This is a genomic window from Tundrisphaera macrotermitis (assembly GCF_051175315.1).
In the GTDB taxonomy this organism is placed as follows: domain Bacteria; phylum Planctomycetota; class Planctomycetia; order Isosphaerales; family Isosphaeraceae; genus Tundrisphaera.
Genome location: NZ_CP195101.1, coordinates 32,948 through 59,186, shown reverse-complemented (window position 1 = coordinate 59,186; position 26,239 = coordinate 32,948). Strand labels below are relative to the sequence as shown.

At 72.1% G+C, this 26,239-nt stretch carries 18 protein-coding genes; 8 read left to right on the top strand and 10 right to left on the bottom strand.

The window, feature by feature from the left end; translation table 11 throughout:
- Nucleotides 1-52 precede the first annotated feature (52 nt).
- The 4 genes from TA3x_RS28695 (at nucleotide 53) to TA3x_RS28680 (ending at nucleotide 7,716) form a co-directional block, all read left to right on the top strand.
- Nucleotides 53-952 carry a sugar phosphate isomerase/epimerase family protein gene (locus tag TA3x_RS28695; RefSeq protein WP_435022536.1) on the top strand — a complete coding sequence of 300 codons (900 nt, stop codon included), beginning with the start codon at nucleotides 53-55 and terminating at the stop codon, nucleotides 950-952.
- Nucleotides 953-956: 4 nt separating this feature from the next.
- Nucleotides 957-2,048: a Gfo/Idh/MocA family protein gene (locus tag TA3x_RS28690; RefSeq protein WP_435022535.1), complete on the top strand. Its 1,092-nt coding sequence runs from the start codon at nucleotides 957-959 to the stop codon at nucleotides 2,046-2,048.
- Between the two features lie 256 nt (nucleotides 2,049-2,304).
- On the top strand, nucleotides 2,305-5,580 hold the full coding sequence (locus TA3x_RS28685) for an SNF2-related protein (protein ID WP_435022533.1): 3,276 nt from the start codon (nucleotides 2,305-2,307) through the stop codon (nucleotides 5,578-5,580).
- Nucleotides 5,581-5,673: 93 nt separating this feature from the next.
- A complete protein-coding gene (locus TA3x_RS28680) occupies nucleotides 5,674-7,716 on the top strand; it encodes a redoxin domain-containing protein (protein WP_435022529.1) in 2,043 nt (680 codons plus the stop codon).
- Here the strand turns inward: TA3x_RS28680 and TA3x_RS28675 are convergent.
- Both TA3x_RS28675 and TA3x_RS28670 read right to left on the bottom strand, forming a co-directional pair.
- Entirely contained in the window at nucleotides 7,694-9,235 is a 1,542-nt protein-coding gene (locus tag TA3x_RS28675) for an ABC transporter permease (RefSeq protein WP_435022527.1), read from the bottom strand. The genes TA3x_RS28680 and TA3x_RS28675 overlap by 23 nt on opposite strands.
- 25 nt (nucleotides 9,236-9,260) lie before the next feature.
- The gene (locus TA3x_RS28670; RefSeq protein ID WP_435022525.1) at nucleotides 9,261-9,971 is read right to left on the bottom strand and encodes an ABC transporter ATP-binding protein; all 711 of its coding nucleotides are present in this window, start codon (nucleotides 9,969-9,971) and stop codon (nucleotides 9,261-9,263) included.
- A gap of 205 nt (nucleotides 9,972-10,176) precedes the next feature.
- On the opposite strand from TA3x_RS28670, the gene panE reads away from it, so the two are divergent.
- Complete coding sequence (panE, locus tag TA3x_RS28665) at nucleotides 10,177-11,100, top strand: 2-dehydropantoate 2-reductase (protein ID WP_435022523.1); 924 nt, start codon at nucleotides 10,177-10,179, stop codon at nucleotides 11,098-11,100.
- Nucleotides 11,101-11,119: 19 nt separating this feature from the next.
- Here the strand turns inward: panE and TA3x_RS28660 are convergent, their stop codons facing one another.
- Entirely contained in the window at nucleotides 11,120-11,461 is a 342-nt protein-coding gene (locus tag TA3x_RS28660; protein ID WP_435022521.1) for a hypothetical protein, read from the bottom strand.
- Between the two features lie 250 nt (nucleotides 11,462-11,711).
- On the opposite strand from TA3x_RS28660, the gene TA3x_RS28655 reads away from it, so the two are divergent.
- On the top strand, nucleotides 11,712-12,626 hold the full coding sequence (locus tag TA3x_RS28655) for a sugar phosphate isomerase/epimerase family protein (RefSeq protein ID WP_435022519.1): 915 nt from the start codon (nucleotides 11,712-11,714) through the stop codon (nucleotides 12,624-12,626).
- A 46-nt stretch (nucleotides 12,627-12,672) separates the two neighbouring features.
- On the opposite strand, the gene TA3x_RS28650 is transcribed toward TA3x_RS28655, so the two are convergent.
- On the bottom strand, nucleotides 12,673-13,875 hold the full coding sequence (locus TA3x_RS28650) for a glycosyltransferase family 4 protein (RefSeq protein WP_435022518.1): 1,203 nt from the start codon (nucleotides 13,873-13,875) through the stop codon (nucleotides 12,673-12,675).
- Nucleotides 13,876-13,948: 73 nt separating this feature from the next.
- Nucleotides 13,949-16,648 carry a polysaccharide biosynthesis tyrosine autokinase gene (locus TA3x_RS28645; protein WP_435022516.1) on the bottom strand — a complete coding sequence of 900 codons (2,700 nt, stop codon included), beginning with the start codon at nucleotides 16,646-16,648 and terminating at the stop codon, nucleotides 13,949-13,951.
- Between the two features lie 210 nt (nucleotides 16,649-16,858).
- Here TA3x_RS28645 and TA3x_RS28640 point away from each other — a divergent pair, with 210 nt between their 5' ends.
- Nucleotides 16,859-19,351, top strand: coding sequence for an O-antigen ligase family protein (locus TA3x_RS28640; protein ID WP_435022614.1), 2,493 nt, complete (start codon nucleotides 16,859-16,861; stop codon nucleotides 19,349-19,351).
- Nucleotides 19,352-19,379: 28 nt separating this feature from the next.
- Here the strand turns inward: TA3x_RS28640 and TA3x_RS28635 are convergent, their stop codons facing one another.
- Genes TA3x_RS28635 through TA3x_RS28615 form a run of 5 tightly spaced genes read right to left on the bottom strand, consistent with a single transcriptional unit; the run spans nucleotide 19,380 to nucleotide 24,754 of the window.
- Entirely contained in the window at nucleotides 19,380-20,513 is a 1,134-nt protein-coding gene (locus TA3x_RS28635; protein WP_435022613.1) for a glycosyltransferase, read from the bottom strand.
- The gene (locus TA3x_RS28630; protein ID WP_435022611.1) at nucleotides 20,510-21,628 is read right to left on the bottom strand and encodes a glycosyltransferase; all 1,119 of its coding nucleotides are present in this window, start codon (nucleotides 21,626-21,628) and stop codon (nucleotides 20,510-20,512) included. Before TA3x_RS28630 ends, TA3x_RS28635 begins: the two co-directional genes overlap by 4 nt.
- Nucleotides 21,625-22,761, bottom strand: a complete 1,137-nt coding sequence (locus TA3x_RS28625) for a glycosyltransferase family 4 protein (protein WP_435022609.1) — start codon at nucleotides 22,759-22,761, stop codon at nucleotides 21,625-21,627. The genes TA3x_RS28630 and TA3x_RS28625 overlap by 4 nt, the downstream gene beginning before the upstream one ends.
- Complete coding sequence (locus TA3x_RS28620; RefSeq protein ID WP_435022607.1) at nucleotides 22,758-23,945, bottom strand: glycosyltransferase family 4 protein; 1,188 nt, start codon at nucleotides 23,943-23,945, stop codon at nucleotides 22,758-22,760. Before TA3x_RS28620 ends, TA3x_RS28625 begins: the two co-directional genes overlap by 4 nt.
- Nucleotides 23,946-23,992: 47 nt before the next feature.
- Nucleotides 23,993-24,754 carry a class I SAM-dependent methyltransferase gene (locus TA3x_RS28615; RefSeq protein ID WP_435022605.1) on the bottom strand — a complete coding sequence of 254 codons (762 nt, stop codon included), beginning with the start codon at nucleotides 24,752-24,754 and terminating at the stop codon, nucleotides 23,993-23,995.
- A gap of 330 nt (nucleotides 24,755-25,084) precedes the next feature.
- Between TA3x_RS28615 and TA3x_RS28610 the strand changes: the two genes are divergently transcribed.
- Nucleotides 25,085-26,236, top strand: coding sequence for an acyltransferase family protein (locus tag TA3x_RS28610; protein ID WP_435022603.1), 1,152 nt, complete (start codon nucleotides 25,085-25,087; stop codon nucleotides 26,234-26,236).
- Nucleotides 26,237-26,239 lie beyond the last annotated feature (3 nt).

Sequence of the window (26,239 nt, the reverse complement as noted above, 5' to 3'; positions counted from 1 at the left end):
GGGGCGGGGCGAGCGGTCATCGACATCCACGCGTCCCCGGGGAGTCGACGCCATGCCCCTGAAGATCTCCGCCTTCCCGAAGTGCTTCCTCGAAGAGATCGCCGGCCCGGGCGGCATGACCGTCTTCGACTGGATCGAGATGGCCCGGGGGCTCGACGCCGACGGCCTGGAGATGTACGACGGCTTCTTCCCGTCGCTCGATGATGCCACCATCGACCGCGTCGGCGACGCGATCCGCGCGGCGGGCTTCGCCATGCCGATGCTCTGCTGCTCGCCGGACTTCACCAACCCCGACGCCGATGCCCGCAAGCGGGCCGTCGACCGCGAGTGCGAACTGGTCCGCGTCGCGCGGAGGCTCGGCGGCGAGGGGACCGTCTGCCGCGTGCTGTCCGGCCAGCGCTATCCCGAAGTCTCGCGATCGCAGGGGCTGGCGTGGGCCGTCGAGTGCATCGAGTCCGTCCTGCCGGTCGCCCGCGAGCAGGGCGTGGTGCTCGGGCTGGAGAACCACTACAAGGACGGCTTCTGGGCCTACCCGGAGTTCGCCCAGAAGCAGGACGTGTTCCTGGAACTCGTCGCCGCGATCCCCGACCGGGCCCACTTCGGCGTCCAGTACGACCCGTCCAACGCGATCGTCGCGGGGGACGACCCGATCGACCTGCTGCGGGCCGTCGCCGACCGGGTCGTGAGCATGCACGCCAGCGACCGCTACCTGGCCGACGGGGCGAGCCTGGACGACCTGCGCCAGGCCGATGGGACGCTCGGCTACGCGCCGGGCCTGAAGCACGGCGTCACCGGCCAGGGCCTGAACGACTTCGATGCGATCTTCCGGATCCTGGCCGAGCACGGCTATCGCGGCTGGGTCAGCATCGAGGACGGCATGAACGGGCTCGGCGAGATGGCCGAGTCGCTGGCGTTCTTGCGGCGGATGTCGGCCAGGTACTTCGGGGGGTGATGCGATGGCGAAGGCCCGGCTCAGGACGGCCGTGATCGGGTGCGGCAAGGTCGGGCGGATCCACGCCGCCGCGTTGGCGGGCCTGCCGGAATCGGAGTTCGTCGCGGCCTGCGACGGGCTCCCCGATCGCGCGGGGGCATTCGCCGAGGAGTTCGGCGTGGCGGCATTCGCCGATGTGGCCGAGATGATCGAGAAGGCAAAGCCCGAGGCCGTCTGCGTCTGCACGCCCCACCCGCTCCACGCCGACCCGGCGGTGCTGGCGTTGCGCGCCGGGGTCCACGTCCTCGTCGAGAAGCCGATGGCCGCGACGCTCGCCGATTGCGACCGGATGCTTGCGGCGGCGAGGGCCTCCGGGGCGAACCTGGGGGTGGTCAGCCAGCGCCGCTGGTTCGAGCCGGTCGTTCGGGTCCAGGAGGCGATCCGGGCCGGCAAGGTCGGCCGGCCCGCGCTCGGCGTGGTGGGGATGTTCAACTGGCGTGACGCGGACTATTACGCCTCCGACCCCTGGCGGGGCCGTTGGGACACCGAGGGGGGCGGCGTGCTGGTGAACCAGGCCCCCCATCAGCTCGACCTGCTCGCCTGGTTCATGGGCGAGATCGAGGAAATCAGCGGCTCGTGGGCCAACGTCAATCACCCGACCGTCGAGGTCGAGGACACCGCCGTGGCCGTCGTCCGCTTCCGGTCGGGAGGCCTCGGGTCGATCGTCGCGAGCCTGTCGCAACGGCCCGGGCTGTTCACCCACGTGCACGTCCACGGGTCGAACGGGGCGTCGGTCGGCGTCGAGACCGACCGGGGCGCGTCGTTCATCGCGGGCGTCTCGACGATTGCCGAGCCGCCCCTGAACGACCTCTGGAACATCCCGGGCGAGGAAACGCTGCTGGACTCGTTCCGCCTACAGGACCGGGAAACCTTCGCCCGGGTCGACCCGACCGCCCACTACCACGCCCTCCAGATCGCCGAATTCCTCCGGGCGGCCCGGGAAGGCCGGGCGCCGGCCGTGACCGGGGAGGACGGCCGCACCGTCGTGGCGATGTTCAACGCGATTTATCGCTCCCAGCGCGACGGACGCCCCGTGCGGTTCCCGGTCCTCGCCTGATGAGGGCACCGCCTTTCGCGGCCGGCCCGCTCAACCCGCCGGACGCACCGAGCCGAGGTCTTTCCTCGTTTCCACGCACCGGACACCGAACATTGGAAGGTCCGCCGAAGTGGATCTTTGCCGCCCGGATGGGATAATCAAGAGTTGAGCCAGCCGTCACGGCCGCGAGGATGCCACGGTGCTGATCGTCAACCTGATCCGCCTTGTCCCGAAAACGATCCGAGATCGTGGCATCGAGTACTTCGTTTCGCGGAGCGTGAAAGTCGATATCGGCAACTCGAAGCGCGTCGACGCGACCGTTCGGGGCAGCCTGCCATATCGGGTCGAACTCTTTCGAGAAGGGGATTCGATCCAGGCCGGATGCTCGTGCCCCTACTTCGAGGATCGATACGAGACCTGCAAGCATATCTGGGCGACCCTCCTCGCGGCGGAGGCCCAGGGATACCTCAAAGGTACGGGCGGGGGGGCCCCTCGGGACTTGGTGCTGGTAGACCACCCCGGAGCGATGGGAGACGAGTGGTCGGAGCCCCCGCTCCCGGCTTCGAGGTCCCGCACGCGCGGCGGCATCGACAAGCCGAAATCGCCCCCGGCCGCGAAGCCGAAGCAGGCGGCCCCGGCCTGGAAGGCGACGCTGGCTCGGCTGCGGTCGACGATGGAGAAGACGCAGGCGGCCGGCCCGGCGGGCCTGGCCCCGGGGCACGAGATCGTCTATGTCGTGGACCTGCCCGCCTCGCTGGAGGGGGACGCGTTGGTGTTCGAGGTGGCGACCCGCAACCGCAAGCGGGACGGCGAGTGGAGCAAGCCCAAGGGCCGGCGCTTCGGCACCGCCGAGGTCGCCGCCTTGGCGGACCCTGCCGACCGACAGGCCATGGCGATGCTGGCCGGCGGGCGCGAGCAGGTGACCAGCTACTACGGATACTATGCGAATAACACCTACGACACCGCCCCGTCCCGCTACAAGCTCTCGCAGACGCTGGGCGAGGCGATCCTCCCCGTCCTCTGCCCCACGGGCCGCTGCCTCGCGCGGACGGCGGACCCGAACGACGGATTGCGGCCGCTCCTCTGGGATGACGCCGGCCCCTGGGAGTTCTGGCTGAAGGTCGCGCCGGCCGCGACCGGCAAGGCATACGGCCTCTCCGGCGAGCTGCGACGCGGCGACGAAAGCATGGCGCTGGATGCCCCCCGGCTCTTGCTGAGCGGCGGCCTGGTGTTCTGGGAGGACCGGGTCGCACCGCTGCGCGACTTCGAGGCCTTCGACTGGATCGAGTTGCTGCGGAGGCAGGGGGAGTTGCCCGTCCCCGCCCGGCAGAAGGACGAGCTGATCGCGGAGCTGCTGCGCCTTCCTCACCAGCCCCGGCTCGACCTGCCCGAGGACCTCCGGTACGAGGAGGTCGCCATCGCCCCCCTTCCCTTCCTGAAGGTCAAGAAGCGCGAGCCCCGGGGCTGGTCGAGCGCCACCGATGACAACTGGCTCGTCGGCGAGCTCAGCCTCGACTATGACGGCCACATCCTGCCCGCGACCAGCCCGGCCCGGAGCGTCTACGAGCCCGAGAAGCGGCGGCTCCTGCCGCGCGACCCGGAGGCCGAGCAGGCCTACGCGGCCCGGCTCGACGAGATCGGCTTCCATCGCCGGTCCGACTACCACCGGGGCGAGACTTTGGAACTGCTCGCGCGGCACCTGCCGAAGGTGGCGCGGACGCTCATCCAGGAGGGCTGGCGCGTCGAGGCCGAGGGGAAGCTGTACCGCCAGGCGGCCGAGTTCCGGATCGAGGTGAAGTCGGGGATCGACTGGTTCGAGGTCCACGGCGGGGCCGAGTTCGACGGCGAGGCGGTGCCCTTGCCGACCCTGCTGGCGGCCTTGAAGAGGGGCGACGGCCTGGTGACCCTGGGCGACGGCAGCTTCGGCCTGCTGCCGGAGGACTGGCTCAAAAAGTACGGGCTCCTGGGCCAGGTGGGCAGCGAGGAGGGGGATCACCTCCGGTTCCGCCCCACCCAGGTCGGCCTGCTCGACGTGCTCCTGGCCGAGCAGCCCGAGGTGCGGTTCGACAAGCGATTCGAGCGGGCCCGCGAGCGGCTGCGCCAGTTCCAGGGCATCGCGCCGGCCGACCCGCCGGCCGGGTTCGAGGGCGAACTCCGGGGCTACCAGCGCGAGGGGCTGGGCTGGCTCCACTTCCTCCGGGAGTTCGGCTTCGGCGGCTGCCTGGCCGACGACATGGGCCTGGGCAAGACCGTCCAGGTGCTCGCCCTGCTGGAATCCCGCCGCGCGTCGCGGGCCGCCACCCGGAAGCGGAACAGGCCCGGGCCGTCGCTGGTGGTGGTGCCGCGCTCGCTCATCTTCAACTGGAAGCAGGAGGCCGCCCGCTTCACGCCGAAACTCCGGGTCCTGGATTACACCGGCATCGGCCGCGGCAAGCCCGGGGAGAGTTTCGACGGCTACGACGTCGTCCTGACCACCTACGGCACCCTCCGGAGGGACATCGTCGACCTCAAGGACCAGGAGTTCGATTATGCGATCCTGGACGAGGCCCAGGCGATCAAGAACGCCGGGAGCCAGTCGGCCAAGGCGGCCCGGCTGATCCGCGCCAATCACCGGCTCGCCATGAGCGGGACGCCGGTGGAGAACCATCTGGGCGAGCTCTGGAGCCTGATGGAGTTCCTGAACCCGGGCATGCTCGGCAAGGCCGCGGAACTCGGCAAGGCCGACGGCGGCCTCCGCAAGCCCGGCGAGGAGACCCGATCGCTGCTGGCCAGGGCCCTCCGGCCGTTCCTGCTCCGGCGCACCAAGGAGCAGGTCGCCCAGGACCTGCCCGAGAAGAACGAGCAGACGATCTACTGCGACATGGAGCCCGCCCAGCGCAAGCTCTACGACGAGCTGCGCGAGCACTACCGCCACGCGCTGCTCGGCCGCGTGGAGCAGCAGGGCATCCAGAAGTCGAAGATCCAGATCCTCGAAGCCCTCCTCCGGCTCCGGCAGGCGGCCTGCCACCCCGGGCTGATCGACAAGGCCAAACGCTCGGGCGATCCGAGCGCCAAGCTCGACGCGCTCCTTCCGCAACTCAGCGAGGTCGTCGACGGCGGGCACAAGAGCCTGGTGTTCTCCCAGTTCACCAGCCTGCTGGCGATCGTGAAGCAGCGGCTCGACGCGGAGGGGATCCCTTACATCTACCTGGATGGCCGCACCAGGGACCGCCAGGCGCGGGTGCAGCAGTTCCAGGAGGACCCGGATTGCAAGGTCTTCCTGATCAGCCTGAAGGCCGGGGGCGTCGGCCTGAACCTGACGGCGGCCGACTACGTGTTCCTGCTCGACCCCTGGTGGAACCCCGCCGTCGAGGCCCAGGCGATCGACCGGGCCCACCGCATCGGCCAGACGCGCAAGGTCTTCGCCTACCGGCTCATCGCGAAGGGCACGGTCGAGGAGAAGGTCCTGCAACTCCAGGCCGACAAACGCGCGCTGGCCGACGCCATCATCACCGCCGACAACAGCCTCATCCGCGACCTCGGCCGCGAGGACCTGGAACTCCTCCTGTCCTGACGCCCGGGTCACGGACGCTGGAACACCTCGGACATCTGTGATACGATCGGCCCAACGTTTCGGGACGGGATCGGATGCCTGGGGGGCCGGACGATGGGCGTTGGCGCATGGATCGTGGTGGCGGGGCTGGTCGGGCTGGCGGGGCCCGCGGATCCGTCGGGGTCGGCGGTCGCCTTCCGGCTCCAGGACCATCGGGGGGCCTGGCACACGCTCGACGAGGCCCGCGACCGGAAGGTCGTCGTCTTGGCCTTCGTCGGGACCGAGTGCCCGCTGGTCGAGGTCTATGCCCCGAGGCTGGCCGAGATCGCCCGCGACTTCGAGGGCAAGGGCGTCGGCTTCTTGGGAGTCGATCCCAACTCGCAGGACGGGCCGGTCGCCATCGGCCGGTTCGCCGACAAGCACTCCCTGCCGTTCCCGATCCTCAAGGATGTGGGCAACGAGCTGGCCGATCGCCTCGGCGTCGAGCGGACGCCCGAGGTGCTCGTCCTGGACGGGTCGCGGTCCGTCGTCTATCGGGGCCGGGTCGACGACCAGTACGCCATCGGGGTCCATCGTCCCGCGCCGGGCCGACGCGACCTGGTCGAAGCCCTCGAAGCGGCCCTCGCCGGGCGGCCGATCGCCACGCCGAGGACCGAGGCCGCCGGCTGCAAGATCGGCCGGGCCCCGAAGCCGTCCGGGGACGCCAAGGTCACCTACACCAGGGAGGTCTCGCGGATCCTCCAGGCGCACTGCGTCTCCTGCCACCGGCCCGGCGAGATCGGCCCGTTCTCGCTGACCGACTACGGCCAGGCCGCCGGCTGGTCGAGCATGATCGCCGAGGTCGTCGACGACGGGCGGATGCCGCCCTGGCACGCCTCGCCCGATCACGGCACGTTCAGCAACGACGCCCGGCTCTCGGACGCCGAAAAGCAGGCGATCCGCGACTGGGTGGAGGCCGGATCGCCCGAGGGGGACCCGGCCGACCTCCCCCCGCCCCGCCAGTTCGTCGAGGGCTGGCAGATCCCCCAGCCCGACCTCGTCCTGGAGATGCCCCGGGAGATCGAGATCCCGGCCGAGGGGTCGATGCCTTATGAGATGGTCGAGATCGACCCGAAGCTGACGCAAGACGCCTGGATCCGGGCTTCGCAGGTCCGGCCGGGCAACCCGGCGGTGGTCCACCACGCGGTCGTCTACGTCCTGCCGCCCGGGGTCGAGAAGATCGACGAGGAGGGCGGGGACTTCCTCGCCGCCTACGCCCCCGGCATGCCCGGCCGGGTCATGCCCGACGGCCTGGCCAAGCGCATCCCGGCCGGCTCGAAGTTCATGCTCCAGCTCCACTACACGCCCCGGGGGACGAAGCAGGTCGACCGGAGCCGGATCGGCCTCCTCTTCGCCGATCCCGCCTCGGTCCGCAAAGAGTTGAAGTCGGGCATGGCGCTCAACTTCCGCTTCCAGATCCCCCCCGGCGAGGGCAACTACATCTCGAAGGCCGACTTCCGGTTCTCGCAGCCGTCGCTGCTCCTCTCGCTCATGCCGCACATGCACCTGCGGGGCAAGTCGATGCGGTTCGTGGCCGAGTATCCCGACGGCCGCCGCGAGGTCATTCTCGACGTCCCCCGCTACGAGTTCGACTGGCAGAACCTCTACGTCCTCCGCGTCCCGAAGCCGATGCCCGAGGGGACGATCCTCCACACCGAGGCCCGGTTCGACAACTCGGCCGAGAACCCCAACAACCCGGACCCGAAGCGGGCCGTCACCTTCGGCGAGCAGACCAAGGACGAGATGCACATCGGCTACCTCAACTTTGCCCTGGCCGACCAGGACCTGGCGCTCGGCACGCCGACCTCGAAGCGGCTCGCGAACGGGAAGTACGAGGTCACCTTCCGCCACCGGCCCGCCGGCCCGGCCCGATCGGTCGCCCTGGTCGGCACCTTCACCGACTGGAAGAACAAGCCGGTCCCGATGGCCGGCCCCGACGCCCGGGGGAACTACGCGGCGACGGTCACACTCGACCCCGGCCCGCACGAGTACAAGTTCCTCATCGACGGCAAGGACTACCGCCACGACCCGGGCAACCCCGAGCAGGCCGGGTTCTTCCACAACAGCCTGATCCGCCTGCCCGAAACCGGGTCGCTCAGTCGTGCCGGAGCGCCGTGACCGGGTCGACCTTCGCGGCGTGCCGGGCCGGGTAGAACGCCGCGACGGTGGTCACGGCGACGGTCCCGAGCACGACCGTCGCGGCGATCCAGCCCGGGAAGGCGAAGATCGACCCCTTCAGGTCGATCTTCATGTCCCGGAGGACCATCGAGCGGACCCACGCATCCCCCGGGTGCGATGCCCCCCAGGCCATCAGCAGCCCCAGCGTCCCGCCGATCGTGCCGATCAGGGCCCCCTCGAAGATAAAAAGGGCCTGGAGCTGCCGGTTCGTGGCGCCTACGGCCTTCATGATGCCGATCTCGCGGCGGCGTTGGAGGACGCTCATGAGCATCGTGTTGGCGATCCCCAGCGACGAGACCAGCAGGGCGACCCCGGCCACGCACGTCATCCCGCCGAAGATCAGCAGGTAGGTCAGGCGCTGGCGTTCGATGAAGTCGACCGCCGACCGGCCCCCCAGGTCGAGCGCCTTGACCCGATCCACGACCTCCTTGACGTCGCTCATGGCGTCGACGAAGAGGACCGCCTGGGGGATCCCCTGGTCGCGCCGGGACGGGTCGCGGAAGGCCAGGTCGAGCGCCGTCCGACGGGGCAGGACGAGGTCGGTATTGGCCGGGAACTGGCTCCAGGACTCCTTCTCCTCGTCCTCGGTCGGCTCGCGGAAGATCCCGACGATCCGGAAGTCGTCGGCGACGACGATCGGCTCGACCCCCGCCGGCCCCGGCCGGAGCGCATCGCGGAGGGTCGCGACCTCCTCGGCGGTCAGGCTGAACTTGTCGAGCGCCCCGGGGATCTGCCAGGACAGTTGCCGCAGCGCCGCCTGCGCGTCCCGATCGCCGCCCTTCGTCCGGTCCGACAGCACGACGTTGACGCTCGGCCCGTCATCCCGGGCCCGCAGCTCGATCCGGAGCGGCCTGCCGATGACCTGCTCCAGGTCCGCGTCATCGACCAGGCCGATCCGGTGGGCGAACATCTCGGAGAGCAGGACCGACCGCTCGCCGTCCGATTCGAACGCCCGGCCGACGACCACCCGCTTGCGGAACTCGGGGTCCTCGCCCGCGCCGGACGAGACGCTCGCCTCCTCGGGCCGGTTGCCCAGGATCGCGACGACCCCGCCCCCCACGATCGGGACCATCTGGCGGACGTGCGGGATGCGCGACAGTTCTTCCAGCCGTTCCGGGGTCAGGCTGACCTGTTCCCGGCCGGACCCGCCCTGCCGGGCCCGTTGTTCGAGGACTTTGCGGATCCGCTCGCGGCGTTCCGGGGCCATCCGCCCGTCGACCTTCACCTCGCCCGGCTCCCTGGGCTCGGCCGGCCGCCAGCCGGGGGAGACCGTCACCTTCCGCGCGATGTCCCCCTTGCTCGACTCGCGGTCGATCGTCTGCTGGACCCCTTCCCCGATCGACAGGCTCGCGGCGAGCACGAACGCGCCGAAGACGACGCCCAGGGTCGTCAGGCAGGACCGCAGCTTTTGCTGCCCGAGCGAGGCCAGGGGCAGGCCGATCAGGTCGATCCAGCGCACGAGGGAAGTCTCCGTCCGTTCTCGGTCATCGGGCCCCGTCCGCGATCCGGCCGTCGATCAGGCGGACGACGCGGTCGGTGCAGGTGGCGGCCAGTTCCTCGTCGTGGGTGACCAGGACGAGCGTGGCGTCGGACGCGCGGACATGGTCCAGGATCAGGCCCATGACCCGCCGGGCGGTCTGGCTGTCGAGGTTGCCCGTGGGCTCGTCGGCCAGGATGACCCTGGGCCGGTTGACCAGCGCCCGGGCGACGGCGACCCTCTGGCTCTCGCCGCCGCTCATCTGGCTCGGCCGATGGCCCAGCCGGTCGCCGAGCCCGACGGCCTCCAGGGCCTGCCGGGCGGCGGCCCGACGTTCCCGGGGCGGGCGCCCGGCGAAGATCATCGGCAGCTCGACGTTCTCGGCCGCCGTCCGCGACGCGATCAGGTTGAACGACTGGAAGATGATCCCGACCGTCGACGCCCGGTATCGCGCCAGCCCGCGTCCCGAGAGCCGATCGAGGTCGTGCCCGCCGACCCGCAGGCCGCCCGAGCTGGCACGGTCCAGGCCGCCCATCAGGTTCAGCAGGGTCGACTTGCCCGAGCCCGACTTGCCCAGCAGCGCGACCCGCTCCCCCTCCGCCACGTCGAGCGAGACCCCGCGCAGCGCCTCCACCGGCGCGGCCTTCGAGCCGTAGGACTTCCGCAGGTCGACCGCCCGGATCGCCACCGCGTCGCCGACCCCGTCATCCCGTCTCATCGAAGTCCCGACCCCCGGGCCGCCCTTCCGACACCTGTCGGCCGGACATCGTACCAGATTCCCCGGGCCCCGCCAGGCCCCGATCGGCGGGACTCGCGGCGCCGGGTCGGCGACCCGGTCGCATCCCGGGGGGCCGAGCGGATAGGATCGGGGTGGAATCCGGAGTGCGGGATCGGGGCTCGATGGGGCGGGGTTGGGGACGGCCATGAGAATTCTCGTCGTGGGGGCCGGGGCGACCGGCGGGTATTTCGGCGGGCGCCTGCTGGAGGCGGGGCGCGACGTCACCTTCCTGGTCCGCCCCCGCCGGGCCGAGATCCTGGCCCGATCCGGGTTGTCGATCCGCAGCAGCCAGGGCGACGTCGACCTGCCCGCGCCGCCGACGATCCTGGCCTCGGGCCTCCGGCCCGGGTTCGACGCCGTGCTCCTGAGCTGCAAGGCCTACGACCTGGAAGGGGCGATCGACTCCTTCGCCCCGGCGGTCGGGCCGGAAACCCTGGTCGTGCCGCTGCTCAACGGGATGCGACATCTCGACGTGCTCGACCAACGATTCGGCGCCGAAAGGGTCCTGGGCGGGACGTGTTTCATCTCCTCGCAGCTCGGCGACGACGGCCGGGTGGTCCACCGCAGCGACGTCCACGAACTGACGTTCGGGGCGCGTGAGGCGGCCCAGCGGCCGAAGGCGGAGGCCCTCTCGGCCGCGATGCAAGGCGCCAGGTTCACCGCCCGGATGAGCGAGGACATCCTCCAGGACATGTGGGAAAAGTGGGCCTTCCTCGCGACCTTCGCGGGGATCACCTGCTTGATGAGGGCGTCGATCGGCGACGTGATGGCGGCCGGCGGGGTCGGCCTGATCGGGTCGCTCCTGGAGGAGTGCCGAACGATCGCCGCCGCATCGGGCCGCCCGCCCCGCGAGGAATATCTGGCGTGGGTCCGCGGCGTGCTCACGAAGGAAGGCTCGCCCCTGACGGCCTCGATGCTGCTGGACGTCGAGCGGGGGGCCCCGACCGAGGCCGATCACATCCTGGGCGACCTGCTGCGGCGGGCCGAGCCTTCGGAGGACCCGGCCGGCCTCCTGCGGATCGCCTACACCGCGCTGAAGGCGTACGAGGTGAGGCGGCTCCGGGAATGATCGCCCCGGGCCGCGGCCGTCAGTCGACGATCAGGCGCATCCGCTTGCCGGCATCGGTCTCGATCCTGAACCCGGCGAGTCCCTTGCTTTTCAGCCTCTGGAGGACCACGGCCGGGTTGTAGATCCTCGGCTCGCGCCGCCTCATCTCCGCGCCGGAGATCCACCCCGGCGCGGCCTCGGCCAGCACGAGCACCAGCAGGGCCTCCGCCCTGGTGACCAGGTAGGGCCTCTCCCGGCCGGCGAGATCCACGATGATGAGGCCCCGATCCGGATCGGCCCGGACGGGGCCATCCTTCGGCGGGGCCGCGTCGGCCGGGGTCGCGACGGGGTCCGGATCCGATCCGTCTCCTGGCTGTGGCACGATCGGGCCTCCGCAGGCGTTGTGTGGGTGGCGGACGGTCCGCCGGGCCTCGTTCGGCCGAGGATCTTTCAGGATCCATGCCGCACGCCCGGCTCGCCTTCGAAATATCCGCTCGACGCCCCCGATCGTCATCCCGGCGCCCACCGATCCCGGGCCGGCCGGGACGCTGATTCCTTCCCGCCGGCCGGCGCGTGGGATAGATTGGGCGGACCGGGATATGACAACGAGATCCGTTCACCCAGGGGCCGTCATGGACTCTCCGATCGAGACCGCCTATCCTCGCACCCGTCGCACCTTCCTCGGCGTGGCGGCCTCCCTGGCCGCCTGCGGAGCCCTGCCCCGATACGCCCGAGGCGAAGGGGCGGGCCGGCCCAACTCCGTCTTCAACGGGGTGCGGATCGGCATCAACACCTACAGCTACCGGGGCGAGATCTTCACGGCCGAGGACACGCTCAAGGCCCTGATCGAGGACGGGCTCAGCGAGGTCGAGCTGAAGGAGGGGCCGATCCAGGCCTTCACCGGGCTGTCGGGCGTCGGCCCGAAGACGCCGAAGCTCGACGACGCCCAGCGCGAGGCGATCCTCGCCAAGTGCGCCGACCTGCGCAAGATGTACAACGACGCGGGCGTCAACATCCACATCCACAAGATCCCGTTCGGGCCGACCGACGAGGCGATCGACTTCAATTTCCGGATCGCCAAGGCGCTGGGCGCCTCGGCCATCACCCTGGAACGCAACGAGGCGCAGGCCAAGCGGCTCGCCCCGTTCGCCGAGAAGCACAAGGTCTGGGTCGGCTTCCACAACCACACCGAGAACCTCCCGGTCCTCGACCGGCCCGATCCGATCCTGGAGATCAGCCCGATGATCGGCTTCAACTTCGACATCGGCCACTACTTCGCCGGGTCCAAGGGGAAGTCACCGATCCCGGTCCTGGAGAAGTACCACGACCGGATCGTCAGCCTGCACCTCAAGGATCGCACCGCCAAGGGCGGCAACGTGGCATGGGGCACCGGCCAGACGCCGATCAAGGAGGTCTTGCAGCTGATGAAGCAGGAGAAGTGGACGTTCCCCGCCGACATCGAGCTCGAATACAAGATCCCGGCCGGCTCGACCGCCGTGGCCGAGGTGGCCAAGTGCGTCCGGTACTGCAAGGAAGCCCTCGCCTGATCCTCAAGGCGGGATTGATGCGGGGGCCGTGCCGCCCGACGGCCCCTCACGCCCGCCCGAGGCCCCGGCGGGCGGGCCGACGGAGGCAGGAGGCGTAAACCGCCGCGATCTCCCCGGCGAAACGATCCGGGGAGAACCGCTCGATCGCCGTCCGCCGGGCATTCGCCCCGAGCCGGCGCCTCAACCCCGGATCCCCGGCCAGCGCGGCGATCGCCGAGGCGAGCCCCTCGGCGTCCCCGGGCGTGTGCCCGAGGCCGTCGTGGCCTGGGGTGAATAGTTCCGCGGCCCCCCCCGCCTCCGCGACGACCACCGGCTTCCCGCACGACATCGCCTCGGCGATGGCCAGCCCGAACGGCTCGGGCCGGGTGCTGGCGTGGACCGCCACGTCGAGCATCCGGTAGAGGTCCGCCGGATCGGACAGGAACGGGATGAAGCCGACCCGCCCGGCCAGGGCGTTCGCCTCCGCCCGGCGCTCCAGATGCTCGCGGGTGAATTGGGAGCCGGCGGTGGAGTAGATCGGCCCGCCGACGATGTAGCCCCGCACCGGGGGCCCGGAGGCCGGGAGCCGCGCCAGGGCGTCGAGGAACACCTCTTGCCCCTTCCAGATCGCGTAGGTGGCCACCATCCCGACGCGGACCGTGTCGGGTTCGGCCGGGGCGAGGCCGGCGAGGCGGTCGAGGCCGGACCCGTCGCGGTCGGCCGGCGCGAAGTGGTCCGTGTCCACGGCGTTATGCACCACCGAGATCGCCAGGCCGGGGAAGGCCGCATCCGCATCCCGCTTCAGGGCGTCCGAGACGGCGATGCCCCCGGCCACTCCGGCGCCCAGGCGGCGGAGGAGCCGCGCCGTCGTCGGCCGTCGCGAGGGGAAGTCGTGGAGATGCCACAGGACCGGCACCCCCCGGGGCCGCGCCGGCGCCGCGAGGGCGTGGGCCTTCATGCCGTTGGAGACGATCAGGTCCGGGGCGAGTCGGCCCAGGGCGGCTCGCAGCCCCGCGACGAAACCGACCGCCCCCGGGACGGCCCCGAGGACGCGGCCCCATCCGGGGCGTTGGGCGTCGCCCAGCCGCGCCAGGCGATCGGGGAGCGGGACCCGGATCACGGACGCCCCGAGCCGCTCGGCCTCGGCGCCGAGGGGCCCGTCGGCCAGGAGGACCGCGGAGAGATCGGCCCCGGGGATGAGATCGCGGGCGGCCCGGATCGAGGCGAGGAGGACCTGTTCGGCCCCGCCGACGCATCCGACGGGGCTCAAGAAGGTGATTTTCATGGGTGGGGCTGCGAAGATCCGGGGGCGTCGGGCGTGCCATCCCCGGCCGGGGCGGCCCTCATGCCCGGCCCCGGCGGGCCCCGGGCCAGCGGGCCGGACGCGATTCCTCGGGGTCGGTTCCATCGGTGATCTCCGCCCGAGGGGCGCCCGCCATCTCGACCTCCCTGCCGGCCGGATCGGCCTCGCCGTAGGTGCCGTATCCGTAGCCATAACCGTAGCCGTATCCGTGGCGGGACCTCATGAGGTCCGGGGTGATCCCGTTGATCACGGCCCCGAGCACGGGGGCCTCCAGGGACCCGAGGATCTCGACGGCCCGCTCGATGTCGGGCCGGCAGGTGGACGTCGCCCGGACGACCAGGACGATCCCGTCGACCACCGAGGCGATGATGGCGGGGTCGGCGACGGCGAGCAGCGGCGGGGAGTCGAGGATCACCACGTCGTATCCCCGCCTCATCTCCTCGATGATCCGTTCGAGGTGCCGCGACGCCAGGAGTTCGGACGGGTTGGAGACCGAGGAGCCGGCGGGGAGCAGGTCGAGGTTCTCGACCGCCGTCGCGGCGACGGCCCGGCTCAGCGGCGTGGCCCTCCGGAGCACTTCGGGCAGGCCGCGATCCTTGGGAACCCCGTGGATCAGGTGCTGGGTCGGGCGCCTCATGTCGGCGTCGATCAGCAGGACCGATCGCCCGGCGTGGGCCAGGCTGATGGCCAGGTTGCTGGCCGTGGTGCTCTTCCCCTCCGAGGAGCTGGGGCTGGTGACCACGATCACCTTCGCGTCCAGGTTGCGCCGGAGGCTCTCGAAGTTGGTCCGGATCGACTTGAAGGATTCGGAGACGAAGGACCGGGGTTGGGCGTGGCAGATCAGCCCCATCGCGTCGGGACCCTCGCGCTGGCCTCCGGCCAGCTCCGGGATCATGCCGAGCACGTTGAGATCCAGCGCGCATCGGATCTCCGAGAGGGTGCGGAACCGCGAATCCAGCTTGTCGACCAGGAAGGCCAGCCCGGCACCCAGGGCGGTCCCCAGCAGGAGTCCGGCCAGAACGATCGACCCGCCCCGGGGCCGGATCTCCCGGACGCTGGGGGGATTGATGATCTGCGCGGTGACGCTGCCGAAATCGCTGGCGATCTGCGCGTGCTTGAGCTGGTCGACCACGGAGTTGAACAGGGCCCGTTGCCGCTCCAGGTTGTTGCGGAGGTTGGCCTCGGCGAGCATCCCGCTCTCGGCCTTCCTGGATTCGGCCACGTCGGCCTGGAATTGCTGCCGGATCCGATCGCGGATGACGCCGACCGCGGCGAGGCTCTGCTCCAGGGAGCCGATCAGGGCGGCGCCCCGCGTCGATTCGAGGTCCGTCCCGTCGGCGGGGTCGTCGCGGAGCCGGGCGATCCGCCGGTCGAGCTCCAGGACGCGGGCATCCTGCGCCCCGTGCAGGCCGGCCAGTTGATCCCGCTCGGCGAGGCCCTTCCGCAGCCGGTCCGCCTTGACCTGGGCCAGGGTCTCCTTCAAGGCCGCCTCCCGGGCCGTCAGCCTCCGGAGGTCGGCCTCGGCCTCGCGGATGGCCCCGTCCATGTCGGGCCGCGACAGCTCGGCCTCGATCCTGGGCCGGCTCCTCAGCCAGTGGGCCTCCAGCTTGGCCTCGAACGCCCGGACGCGGGCCCGGGCTCCGGCCCCCGCCGGGTCGCTCGCGTTCCGGGCGATCCGGCGGGCATCGTCCGCCTTGGCGGTCGCCTCCTGGATGGCCGATCGGAGCCGGATCGTCTCCGGGTCGGACTCGAACAGGGCGGCGACGTCGCCCGGATCGGGGGGGGAGGCCGCCGCCGCGTTGTCCCGCTCCGACCGGAGGTGGTCGACCAGCCGCGCGGCCGCGAGCCTTTGGAAGCCGACCTCGTAGAGCTGGGCCTCGAACCGATCGTCGGGATGGCCCGAGGCGCCCGCCCCGTCGGCCCCAGCCGGCGTCGCCCCCCCATCGCCGCCCGCGCCGATCCGATCCAGGGCGGAGGCGACGATCGCCGGGTCGGTGCCCCGGCCGATCAGGCTGCGGCCCAGCTCCAGCTGCGACTGGAGCTGCAACGCCCGGACCATCGCCCGGTTGGACTCCTGGTCCCACTGGTCGAGCCGCCGGGAGATGAAGGATCGCCCGTTGCCGTCGACGAGATAGGTCGGGTTCTCCTTGCGGTGTTCGAGATACTCCCGCTCCATCTTGATGAGGTCGTTGTTCAGCTCGTCGCGGGCCTTCACGAAGAGCTTGATGGTCTCGCTGGAATTCTTCTGGTAGTTATCCCGGAGGAACCCTTCATAGCTCGAAATGACGCCCGCGATGACCTTTTGCGCCTCGTCGTGCGTGGCCGCCGCGTACCCGACCTGGAGCACTCGGGCCGTTGCCATGGGCACGGTGACCGTCAGGCGATCGACGACCGACTCGGCCGGCAGGCCGCCCAGCCCCGACGCGTCGAGCGCACGCTGGACGATGATCGGGCTCCGGATGATCATCGTGTGGGTGGACAGGGAATCCTCGAACCCCTTCGCGGCCTGGTGGGGATCCCCGCCGCCGGGGAGGACCCGCCCGCCGTGCTGGAGCACGAGGACCCGGGCCGAGGCCTGATAGGTCACCTTGCCCCGGGCGGCGTAGATGATCCCCAGCGTCAGGCAGACCGCCGCCGAGACGGCCACGTATCGCCAGCCCCGCCTGAGGATGCCGAGCACCGCGTGGATGTCGCCGGCCAGGTAGCCGGCCGCCTCGGCCGGCGGAAGTTGAGGCTGCATAGATGGGGCCTTCCGCTCCGGCATCGCCCGGGGATGATCGCCGCAAGAGCGCGATCGATCGGGCGCCGATCCGGCGTCGCCGTCGACGCCTTCCTCCATCCACTCTAGGATACGAAGGGAGGCGATCCGACAATTCGGGCCGGCGTGATCTAGACTGCCCCCGGGCGTCCCGCCCCGCGTCCCGCCCCGAACTCGGAGATCGCCCGCCCGATGCCAAGGCGATGCCGCCTGATCAACGAATGGATCCTGGTGGCCCTGGCCTGCCTGCCGGCCTGGGCATATGGGGCGGTCGCGGCCCGGGCCGAGCTCGGGTTGTACCTGGGCATCGCTCTGTCGTCTTTGCTCGGCGCCGCCTCCGGATGGAACATCGATCGTCGCCGGGCCCTCGCGTGCCTCCCGAGCCTGGCCCTGATCGCCCTGATTGCGCTCGCATTCGCCCAGACCTGGGGGTGGCCCGGCCGCCTGATGGCCGCGCCCGGCCGGGATGAGCCGGGGCGGGTCCTCGGCGACCCCGGGCCCCCGATCGCCCCCCACGGGCCGGCGATCAGCCGGAACCCGGAGCTGACGGTCGACGCGGCCACGCGGCTGGTGGCCGGCTGGGTCCTGTTCCAAACGGTCCTGGGGGCCGGCCTCGGGCCGGGGGCGCTCCGCCGGCTCGGGGCGGCCCTCGCGGCCAACGCCGCCCTGATGGCCCTCTTCGCCGCGGTCCAGATGCTCTCCTGGAACGGCCGGATGTTCTGGACCCTGGCCCCGCTGGCGGAGACGGCGCGGGGCGGTCCGTTCGTCAACCGGAACCATCTGGCGGCCTACCTGAACCTCGGCCTCGGGTTCCCCCTGGCCGCCTTGCTCGCCCCGGGAGCGGGCCGCGACCGGCCGGAGGACCGGGGGCGGCGGCTTGCCGCGGCCTACGCCGCCGGGCTGATCGCGGTCGGCGTCCTCGGCTCGCTCTCGCGGGGCGGATTCGCGGCGATGGCGGTCGCGACCGCGTCCCTGCTGGCGATGGCGAGGCCCCGGATGGCCCGCGCCGTGGGCGGGATGGCGGCGACCCTGGCATTGGTCGCCGCCTTCCTCTGGGACGCGGGGGCCTCCGACCCATTCCGGCGGATCGCATCGCTGACCGAACCCGGCGCCTATGAAGCTCGGGCGGAATGCTGGGAGGGGGCCTGGCGAGCCTGGTCGTCCGGCCCGATCCTGGGGGCCGGCCTGGGTACCTTCGCCTGGTCCGCGGCCCGGTCCTTCGTCCACGACCGGCCGGTCGCGTTCATGCATGCCGAGAATGAATACCTGGAAGTCCTCGTCGAGTCGGGGATCATCGGCCTCCTGCTGGTCGTCTTGCTGGCGGGCTCGGTAATGAGGCTGGGCCTCGTCGCCGCGCGGGCGGCCCCCGACCCGCGTCGCAAGGGGGCGATCCTGGGCGCCCTGTTCGGGATGGTGGCGTTGGCCACGCACGGCCTGGTCGATTTCCCGACGCACATCCCGGCGATCGCGGTCGCCGCCGCGATCCTCGCCGCCCACCTGGCCCGGTCGGGGCTCGACGTGCGGGGGGAGGTGCCCGAGGTGGCGGGGCCCTGGCCGGGTCGCGTCGCCCTGGCGTCGGCCCCGGTCGCCCTGGGCCTCCTCGCGGCGTGCCACGGCGTCGCGATGGCCCGGTCCGAGGCGGCGCTGGCGGGCTGCGGGATCCCCCCGGCCGGGACCGACGTGCCGACCGCGACCCTCTGGAATGCGCCCATGCCGATGCTGGAGCGGGCCCAGGGCTGCCTGGCCGAGGCCCTGGCCCATCGCCCGGACTGGGCCGAGGGGCACGCCCGTCTCGGACTCCTGCTCCTGAGCCGGTATCGGGCCGAGGCGGCGGGGCTCGTCGGCGAGCAGGTGGGCGACCCCCGGCGGGCGTCGATGATGGCCGACCCCCTCTGGCTCCACGGGGCGGTCCACGCGATGTCGCCCGACGAGGCCGGCGAGGTGCCGGACTACGGTCCCGTCCGCCGCTACCTCGTGCCGGCCGCCCGCAGCTTCCTGGAGGCCCGGCGATGCTGCCCGGCCTGGGGGCTGCCCCACGCCGAGCTGGCCTCGCTCGATTACCTGATCTCAGGCGGAGGCACGGCGACGGACCACGCCCGGCGCGCCCTGGAACTGTGTGCGACCGACTTCCCGACGATCCAGCTGGCCGCGACGGCCGCGAGCCAGGCCGGCGATCCCCGAACGGCCGCCCTCGGATGGCGGATGATGCTCCGGGCCCGGGACGATCGCTGGGCGACCGTCGCCGACCAGGCCGGGGCGGCCCTCTCGCCCCGCCAGATCATGGACTGGGTCCTGCCCGACGGCCGCCAGGCCCTCCGGTTCGCAGACCGCCTCTATGGCTCCACCGAGGGCCGGCCGGACCGCGATCAGTTCCTCCGATGGGCCCTCGCCCGGCTGCCGAGCGACCCCGGGCTGCCCGAGGCCGAACGAGCCGGATGCGAGGCCCAGATCCTGGCCCGCCTTGGGGACGCGGGGGAGGCCCGGGCGCGGATGCGGGAGGCGCTGGCCCTGGAACCCGGCCAGGGGGCGTGGCGGGCGGAGTTCGTCGGATGGCTCCTCGATGCGGGCCAGTTCGACGAGGCCCACGAGCAGGCCCTACTCGGGGTGAACCTGGATCCGGCCGATCGGGACGCCCGCCGGGCGCTCGAACTGGCGACGGACGCACTGTCGCGGGGGGCCCGCTGACCGCGCCGATGGGATGACCGGGCCGGGATCAGAGGATCCGGCGGTAGGCCCGGGCGACGGCCTCCGCGTGGGCCTTCCAGGTAAACCGCGACGCCCAGGCCAGGCGGGCGGCCCTCGACGGGGGGGCGGCCGGGTCTTCGAGCCACCCGGAGATCAGGCCGGCCCACGCGGCGACATCCCCGACCGGGGCGTACCCCGCGGCCGGGCCGCCCGCTTCCCGCAGGGCCGGCAAGTCGCTGGCCGCGACCGCCGCCCCGCACGCCAGGGCCTCGATCACCGGGAGCCCGAACCCCTCCGCCTCGCTGGGGACCAGGACGACCTGGACGCGGCGGTACACCGCGGCCAACTCCGCCCGGGTCAGCCCATGAACATGGATGATCTCGCCGTCCAGCGCGAGCCGCGCCATCCTCGCCCTTTGATCGGAGGTCCAGGTGCCACCGACCTTGACCAGCCTCGCGTCGGGGTGCCGCCGGCGGATCGCCGCGACCACGTCCAGCAGCACGTCGATCCGCTTCCTCGGGATGCAGCTCCCGACGTGGAGCAGCAGCGGTCGGCCCCCGAGATCGGCGAGCCACCGGGGCCGCTCCGGAGTACGCGCCCCGTCGGCGGCGAACTCGGGCGCCACGCCCAGAGGTGCGTGGACCAGGCGGTCGGGATCGACCAGCCCGTATCGCCGGATCTGCCCGCCGACCTCGTCGGTGTTGTGGAACACGACCGCCGCCTTCCGCATGCCGTCCAGGATGCGGCGGGCGAGGGCGCGGAACCATCGCGGCCGGGGATCCGCAGACCCGTCGATCAGGCATCGGAAGGCGTCGAGGTCGTGGCAATAGACCCCCGCCCGCCCGGCCGGCAGGCCGTGGACGAGCTGGGCGTAGGTGTGATCGGCGACGTGGAAGAGGTCAAAGCAGTGGGCCGACCGGAGGAGATGCCGGGGATAGGCCACGAACCGGTTGAACAGCCGGTCGGCGTTGAACGCGGCGCCACGCCGGCCGAGGATCGGCACGCGGGCGGCGACGGGCCGGAACTTCGGGCAAAGCCGGGCGGGCTCCGTGGCCAGGGGCCCCTGCCTTGGCAGGTGATCCAGGAGCATGTCGCCGCAGAGGTCCATGCTCGGCCAGCCTTCTTCCGGGAAGTCGGTCAGGATGGCCAGGCGGGGCGTCATGTCGGCCTCCCCCGGCGACGGGCGAGCGTCCCTTGGATCACGCCCGCCACCCGGCCGGCGAGCCGGTCGTAGTCGAAGTGCTCCCGGGCCAGCGCGACGCACTCCGGGCGGTGGTCGAAGGGGGCCCCGCATTCCGCGAGCCGGATCACCCGCTCCGCCAGCCGGCCCGGGTAATCCGGATCGGAACTGCCCCGGTACTCGACCAGCATCTCGGGCGGGAGGACGCGGGCCGCCTCGCCGACCCGGCTGGCCAGGACGAACCGGCCGGCCGCCAGGTAGAGCGGCAATTTCCCGGTGGTCCGGACCATGCCGATCGCGTCGTTGGTCTGCGTCGAGAGGCAAATGTCGATTCGACGGAGGCAGGCCGGCAACTCCTCATACGGCACCCGCCCGGCAAACTGGATCCGGCCTCCGAGCCCGTACTCCTCGCACCGACGCTTCAGGACGTCGACCCCGGACCCGTCCCCGATCAGGATCCCCCGGACCGGGAGGTCGGGGAGCCGGTCTCGCAGGATGCGGACCAGCTCGATCAGATCCCACCCATAGCAGTTGCGCCGGACCGGGCTCCAGACGCACGAGCCCACCAGGCCGATCGTGAGGGGCCGCCCGGCCGGACGGGGGCCGGCATCGGGGCCCGGCGCGAACTGGTCGACGGCGACGCCGTCGGGGACGAATTCGGCCGGGATGCCGGCGCGGGCGAGCAGGTCCCGATGATGGCGGCCCCGCACGACGACCCGGGCGGCCGCCCTCAATGCGAAGGCCTCCAGCCCGCGGGTGGCGAGCATCCCGACCGGGCCCCGTCCGAGCGCCCGGCCCAGCTCGACGACGGCATCCCCGGTGTCGACGACCATCGGGGTGCCGGTCGCCGCCCGGTACATCCCCGCCGCCGCCACCCCCGCCGCGGCGATGTCGAGGACGTAGCACAGGCGAGGGCGCAGGCCCTCCAGGCGGCGGAGCATCGCCAGCGCGGCCGACGCCCGCCGGCCCTCCGCGAAGACCAGGCGCGGGTCGATCTCGCCGGACAGCCGGTCCGCGAACGCCCCGGCACGCTCGGCCATCGCCGAGGCGGGCCCGCCGGGCACCAGGAACGCGACCACGGGGCGGGGATCGCTCACCGCCGCGCCTCCCGCGAGATCTCCCGGTAGACGGACAGGGTCTCCGAGGCCGCCCGATCCCAGGTGTAACGCTCGATGGTCGATCGGGCCGCCTCGCCCATCCGGGCCCGGAGGTCCGAGTCGCGGGCCAGGGCCTGCAGCCCCTCGGCGACCTGATCCCGATCCCACGGGTCGGCGGTCAGCCAGCCGTCCCGGCCGTGCTCGATCAATTCGGAGGCCCCGGCCGCCCGGCTCGTCACGACCGGCAGGCCGGCCGCCATCGCCTCGCTGATGACCATCCCATACGCATCGTAGAGGGTGGGGAACAGGAACACGTCGGCGGCGGCGAAGTAGCGCTCGACCTGGCGCGAGTAGGGGCGGAACACGACGCGATCGGCGACCCCTTCGGCCCGGGCGACGGCGCGGTCGGCTGCAGGGTCCGAGCCGGAGACCAGCACCAATCGAACCCCGGGCACCCTTGCCGTGGCGCGGATCGCCGCCGCCGCCCCCTTCTGGAGATCCCCGGCGTACAGGGCGAGGCATTCGCCCTCGCGGACGCCCAGATCCGCACGAATTACGCCCCGGAATCGTTCACGGTTGCGGGGATGGAAGGCGTCCAGGTCGACGCCGTGGTAGATAACCCGGACCCCGTCCCGCCTCCCGTAATACCGCTCCAACTCGTCGCGGATCCGCCCGGAGACAGCGATCACCCGTCGCGTGGACCGCGCCGCCAGGGCGAACCGCTCCAGGGGGGTCACCAGGAGCTTCGCCAACGCCTGGCGCCAGGTCGGCCGCCCCCGGAGCCGGGCCAGGGCCTCGTCCCACCCCGCCCGGCAGAAGTGGGCGGTGGCCACGTCATGACGCAGGCCGCAGAGCCCCTGGGCGTGGACGATGTCGAAGGGGCCTCGGGCCATCGCGGTGGCCGGGATCGCGAACGACAGGATGGTGGCCAGGGCGTTGGGCCGCCAGGCCGGGACGTGATGGTAGGTGATCCCGGCAGCGTCGGGCTCCTCGAACCGATTGGCGAAGACGTGGACGTCATGGTCGGCCCGGAACCGGGAGGCCAGCTCCGCGACGTAGCGGCCCTGTCCCAGGTGGCGGTTATAGTCGTGGATCACGAAGGCGATCCGGAGTCGGCGATTGGGTTCGTTCATGCCGGCCCCATCTGCAAGGCGACGGTGTGGCGGACGGCAAACCGCTCCTCGTAGAGCCGGCGGCCTGCGCGGCCGAGTTCCCCGAGGCGCTGGGGATGGTCGAGCAGGTCGAGGACCAGCCGGGACAGCCGGGCGGGGTCGCCATCCGGCGCGGCGGCCACCCCCCCTTCCCCCCACAGGGATTCGGACAGGAAGCCGAGGTTGGTGACCGCCGGGACGCCGTTGGCCAGGGCGGCCATCAGGCTGGTCCTCCGCCCGCTCGCCCCGTCGGGGAACGGTTGGAGCGCGAGGTCGCAGGCTCGGAGCGACTCCGAGATGGCGGCGGCCGGCAGCGGCCCGGGGGCGGTCACGCGGGCGGACCACTCCATCTGCCCGCCCAGGAATTCCGCCCGCCACCGCTCCCCCGCCGACCCGAGCAGGAGCACGCGGATCTCAGGCCGGCGGCCGAGCAGGTCGCGGAGGGCCGGGGCCAGGTCCCGGGCGAGCGACGGGGGATAGGTGCCGAAGTGGCCGATGACCCGGGCGGCCGGGTCTCCGACGGTCAGCATGGCCCGTCGTGCCGCCACGGCGGCGGGCGACGCCTCGCCGGGGACGTTCGAGGGGACCGGCGTCCAGGAGATGTCCAGGCCCTTCCCGCAGAGCCGCCGCAGGAGCGGTTCCCAGCCCTGCGTCGAGACGTGGGCCCGCGTGCAGGACCCGGCCAGCACCGAGGCCATGAGCCGGTGGACCGCCGCCAGGAGGTTGTGCCGGAGCGGCCGGCGGACCCACGGGAATGCGACCTCGTGGAACATGACCCGGACATCGTCGCCCCGCCGGGCCCGCCACGCCGCCCAGGCGGCGAACGGCAGGTTCATCGCCCTGAGCCCGAAGGCATGCGGGGTGTACTGGATGAGCAGCCTCCGAGGGCCCGCGAACCGGCCGAGTTCCCGGTCCAGCCGGGCCAGCCCCGCCGGGCCGAATCGGCCGGCGAGGCGGTGGATCGCGACCCCGCCCTCCCCCTCGGCCAGCCCGTCCGCGTCACCGGGGGTCCAGACGTGGACCTCCGCCCCGCGGTCGGCCATCGCGGCGGCCACGGCCGCGGTGTAGTCGGCCACCCCGCCCGGGGCCGGGGGATACTCGCCCGTGATCAGGTGCCATCGGCCGGCGGTGGGCGTGCCATCCGATGCTCGGCGGGGCTCATCCAAGCCGGTCACTCCTTCGGAAGATCGCCGGGCGAAAGCCGTGCGGGACATCAGACGCGACGGAGGATCATCAGCACGTCGAACGACGTCCGGCCGTAATCGAACCCGATGTCGAGGTCGGCCACCCGCTCCAGGAGCCGGCTCATCGCGTGGTCGCCCAGGCCGGCGCGATAGAACGGCCAGCGGGCCAGGTCGATCAGCGGGAAGATCAGCAAGCCGCCCCGGCGCGACGATTCGAGTTCCCAGCCGTCCCCGGCCACCCCCAGGAGTTCGCGGTTCGTGAAGTGGTGGTGCCAGACCACGGCCGATCCGGAGTTTTCGTACCCCCGGTCCCGCAGGCCCCGGCCGATCAGCCCGCGATAGAGGCGGGGGAACCGGAACCGCAGGTTGTTGGAATCGAGGAAGGCGAAGGCCCCGGCATGGGGGACGCGGAGCACCAGCCGGCCGCCCGGGCGCAGCACCCGATGCATCTCGGCCAGGGACCGGGGCCTCAGTTCGGCCGGGATGTGTTCGAGCACCTCGATGCAGGTGAGGCAGTCGAAAGCCCGGTCTTCGAAAGGCAGGTCGTGGGCCGACGCGAGGCGGAGGTCGGCGTCGGGCAGGCGTCGTCGCGCGGCATCCAGGGCCTCGGGGTTCACCTCCACGCCCGCGAGTTCCATCCCGGGATGGGTCGCGTCGCAGAGGCTGAGGAAGACGCCGACGTTGCAGCCCACGTCGAGGAGCGAGCCGGCCCCCGGGGGCACCCAGCGGATCGGGTGCATCCCGTTGAAACGCCCGGCCGAGCCGGCTTTCCCGGGCTTCAATCCCACCATGCCCATCCGCCCCCGTTCGATCGATGGATGCCCTGCACAGGAGCGGGACGCGTGCCTCCGCCGACGATGGGGAGGCCGATGGTTTCAACCTACGAGGCGGCGGCGCCCGTTGAGAACTCGGGCCGAGCGATCCGTCGCCGTTCGCCTCCCCCGTCGGCAAGTCGTAGGTTCCAGGGAGGGGGTCGAGCCGGGAGGCCCGGGCCTCGCCGCTGCCGAACCCCGACCCCCATCGGAACCGGAAGGATTACCCCGGCATGGCCCCGAGAAACGTCGGCCCCGGACGGCCGGCGAGGACGGGCCCGGGCCGGGGCGCCCTATTCAGGACCTGAGATGCTCCTCACCGACGTCGAGCGGGTGCGGGAACCGGCCGCGGACCCGATCGGGGAGACGGCCGCCCGGCCCGACCCTGCCGCCACGGATCGCGGGTCGATCGACCTCCTCCGGGGGGTGGTCTGCCTCGGGGTGGTCATCATGCACGACCACTCGGCCTTCCCCGGGCCGATGGGCGGGCCGACCGCCGGGAGGGCCGTCGAATTCGGGCTCGCCTACCTGCGGCCCGGGGTGGAAAGCTTCTTCGTGCTGGGGGGGTACTTCCTGGCGCACACGTTCCGGCCGTCGGAGGCCCGGTTCCTGTCGATCCCGCGTCATGCGTTGAGGCGGATCCTGCGGCTGGCCGTGCCCTACTGGGTCGTGGTGGCCTCGCTGTTCCTCGCGGCGTGGGCCGCGAACGTCGTGGCCGGCCGGTCGAACCCCCTGCCGGGGGCCTGGCAGGTCGCGGCCGCCCTGTTCTTCGTCCAGGACATCTTCGTCGATAAATATTTCCCGTTCTTCACGCTCTGGTCGATGGCCCCCCTGTTCCAATCCTACGTCGCGTGGGCCCTGGCCTACTGGACGATCCGCCGGCTCGCCCTCCGGGCGGCCCCGGAGTCCTACCAGGCCATCACCCCGCGCGTCATGGCCGGGTTGGCTTATGTCTGCTGCCTGGCTTCGATCGGGTTCACGATCATGGTCCCGGATGCCGGATGGCAGTTGCCGGGCTGGGCCTGGGCGTTCGCCCTCGGGGCCCTGACCTACTGGAGGACGCGCCGGGAAGTAGGCCGGCTGCCGTTCGCGGCGACGCTCCTGATCGTCCTGGCCGGGTCGATGCTCGCCGGGGGGCTGGCCGTCATCGCGGCGAAGGCGGTGGCCTGCTCCCTGCTGCTGCTGGGCCTTGGGCGGGGCTATCGGGCGCCGGATGGCCCCGTCGCCCGGGCGCTCGGGTTCGTCGGCCAGCGGTCGTACAGCATCTACCTGGTCCACGGCCCGGTGGGGTTCCGGTTGATCGGATGGATGGCGGCCGCCTCGCCCCCCCGGACCCAGGCCATGATCCTCGCCCAGTTCTCCGCGACCCTGGCGGCCGGCGTGGCCGCCGGGTTCGTCTTCTATCGCCTGGTCGAGCAACCATCCGCCCGGTTGTCGGCCCGGGTCGAGTACCGGCGATGAGTC

Coding starts and splice junctions, on each gene's coding strand:
- TA3x_RS28695 (WP_435022536.1), top strand. CDS start 53: ATGCCCCTGAAGATCTCCGCCTTCCCGAAGTGCTTCCTCGAAGAGATC.
- TA3x_RS28690 (WP_435022535.1), top strand. CDS start 957: ATGGCGAAGGCCCGGCTCAGGACGGCCGTGATCGGGTGCGGCAAGGTC.
- TA3x_RS28680 (WP_435022529.1), top strand. CDS start 5,674: ATGGGCGTTGGCGCATGGATCGTGGTGGCGGGGCTGGTCGGGCTGGCG.
- TA3x_RS28670 (WP_435022525.1), bottom strand. CDS start 9,971: ATGAGACGGGATGACGGGGTCGGCGACGCGGTGGCGATCCGGGCGGTC.
- panE (WP_435022523.1), top strand. CDS start 10,177: ATGAGAATTCTCGTCGTGGGGGCCGGGGCGACCGGCGGGTATTTCGGC.
- TA3x_RS28655 (WP_435022519.1), top strand. CDS start 11,712: ATGGACTCTCCGATCGAGACCGCCTATCCTCGCACCCGTCGCACCTTC.
- TA3x_RS28645 (WP_435022516.1), bottom strand. CDS start 16,648: ATGCAGCCTCAACTTCCGCCGGCCGAGGCGGCCGGCTACCTGGCCGGC.
- TA3x_RS28640 (WP_435022614.1), top strand. CDS start 16,859: ATGCCAAGGCGATGCCGCCTGATCAACGAATGGATCCTGGTGGCCCTG.
- TA3x_RS28635 (WP_435022613.1), bottom strand. CDS start 20,513: ATGACGCCCCGCCTGGCCATCCTGACCGACTTCCCGGAAGAAGGCTGG.
- TA3x_RS28625 (WP_435022609.1), bottom strand. CDS start 22,761: ATGAACGAACCCAATCGCCGACTCCGGATCGCCTTCGTGATCCACGAC.
- TA3x_RS28615 (WP_435022605.1), bottom strand. CDS start 24,754: ATGGTGGGATTGAAGCCCGGGAAAGCCGGCTCGGCCGGGCGTTTCAAC.
- TA3x_RS28610 (WP_435022603.1), top strand. CDS start 25,085: ATGCTCCTCACCGACGTCGAGCGGGTGCGGGAACCGGCCGCGGACCCG.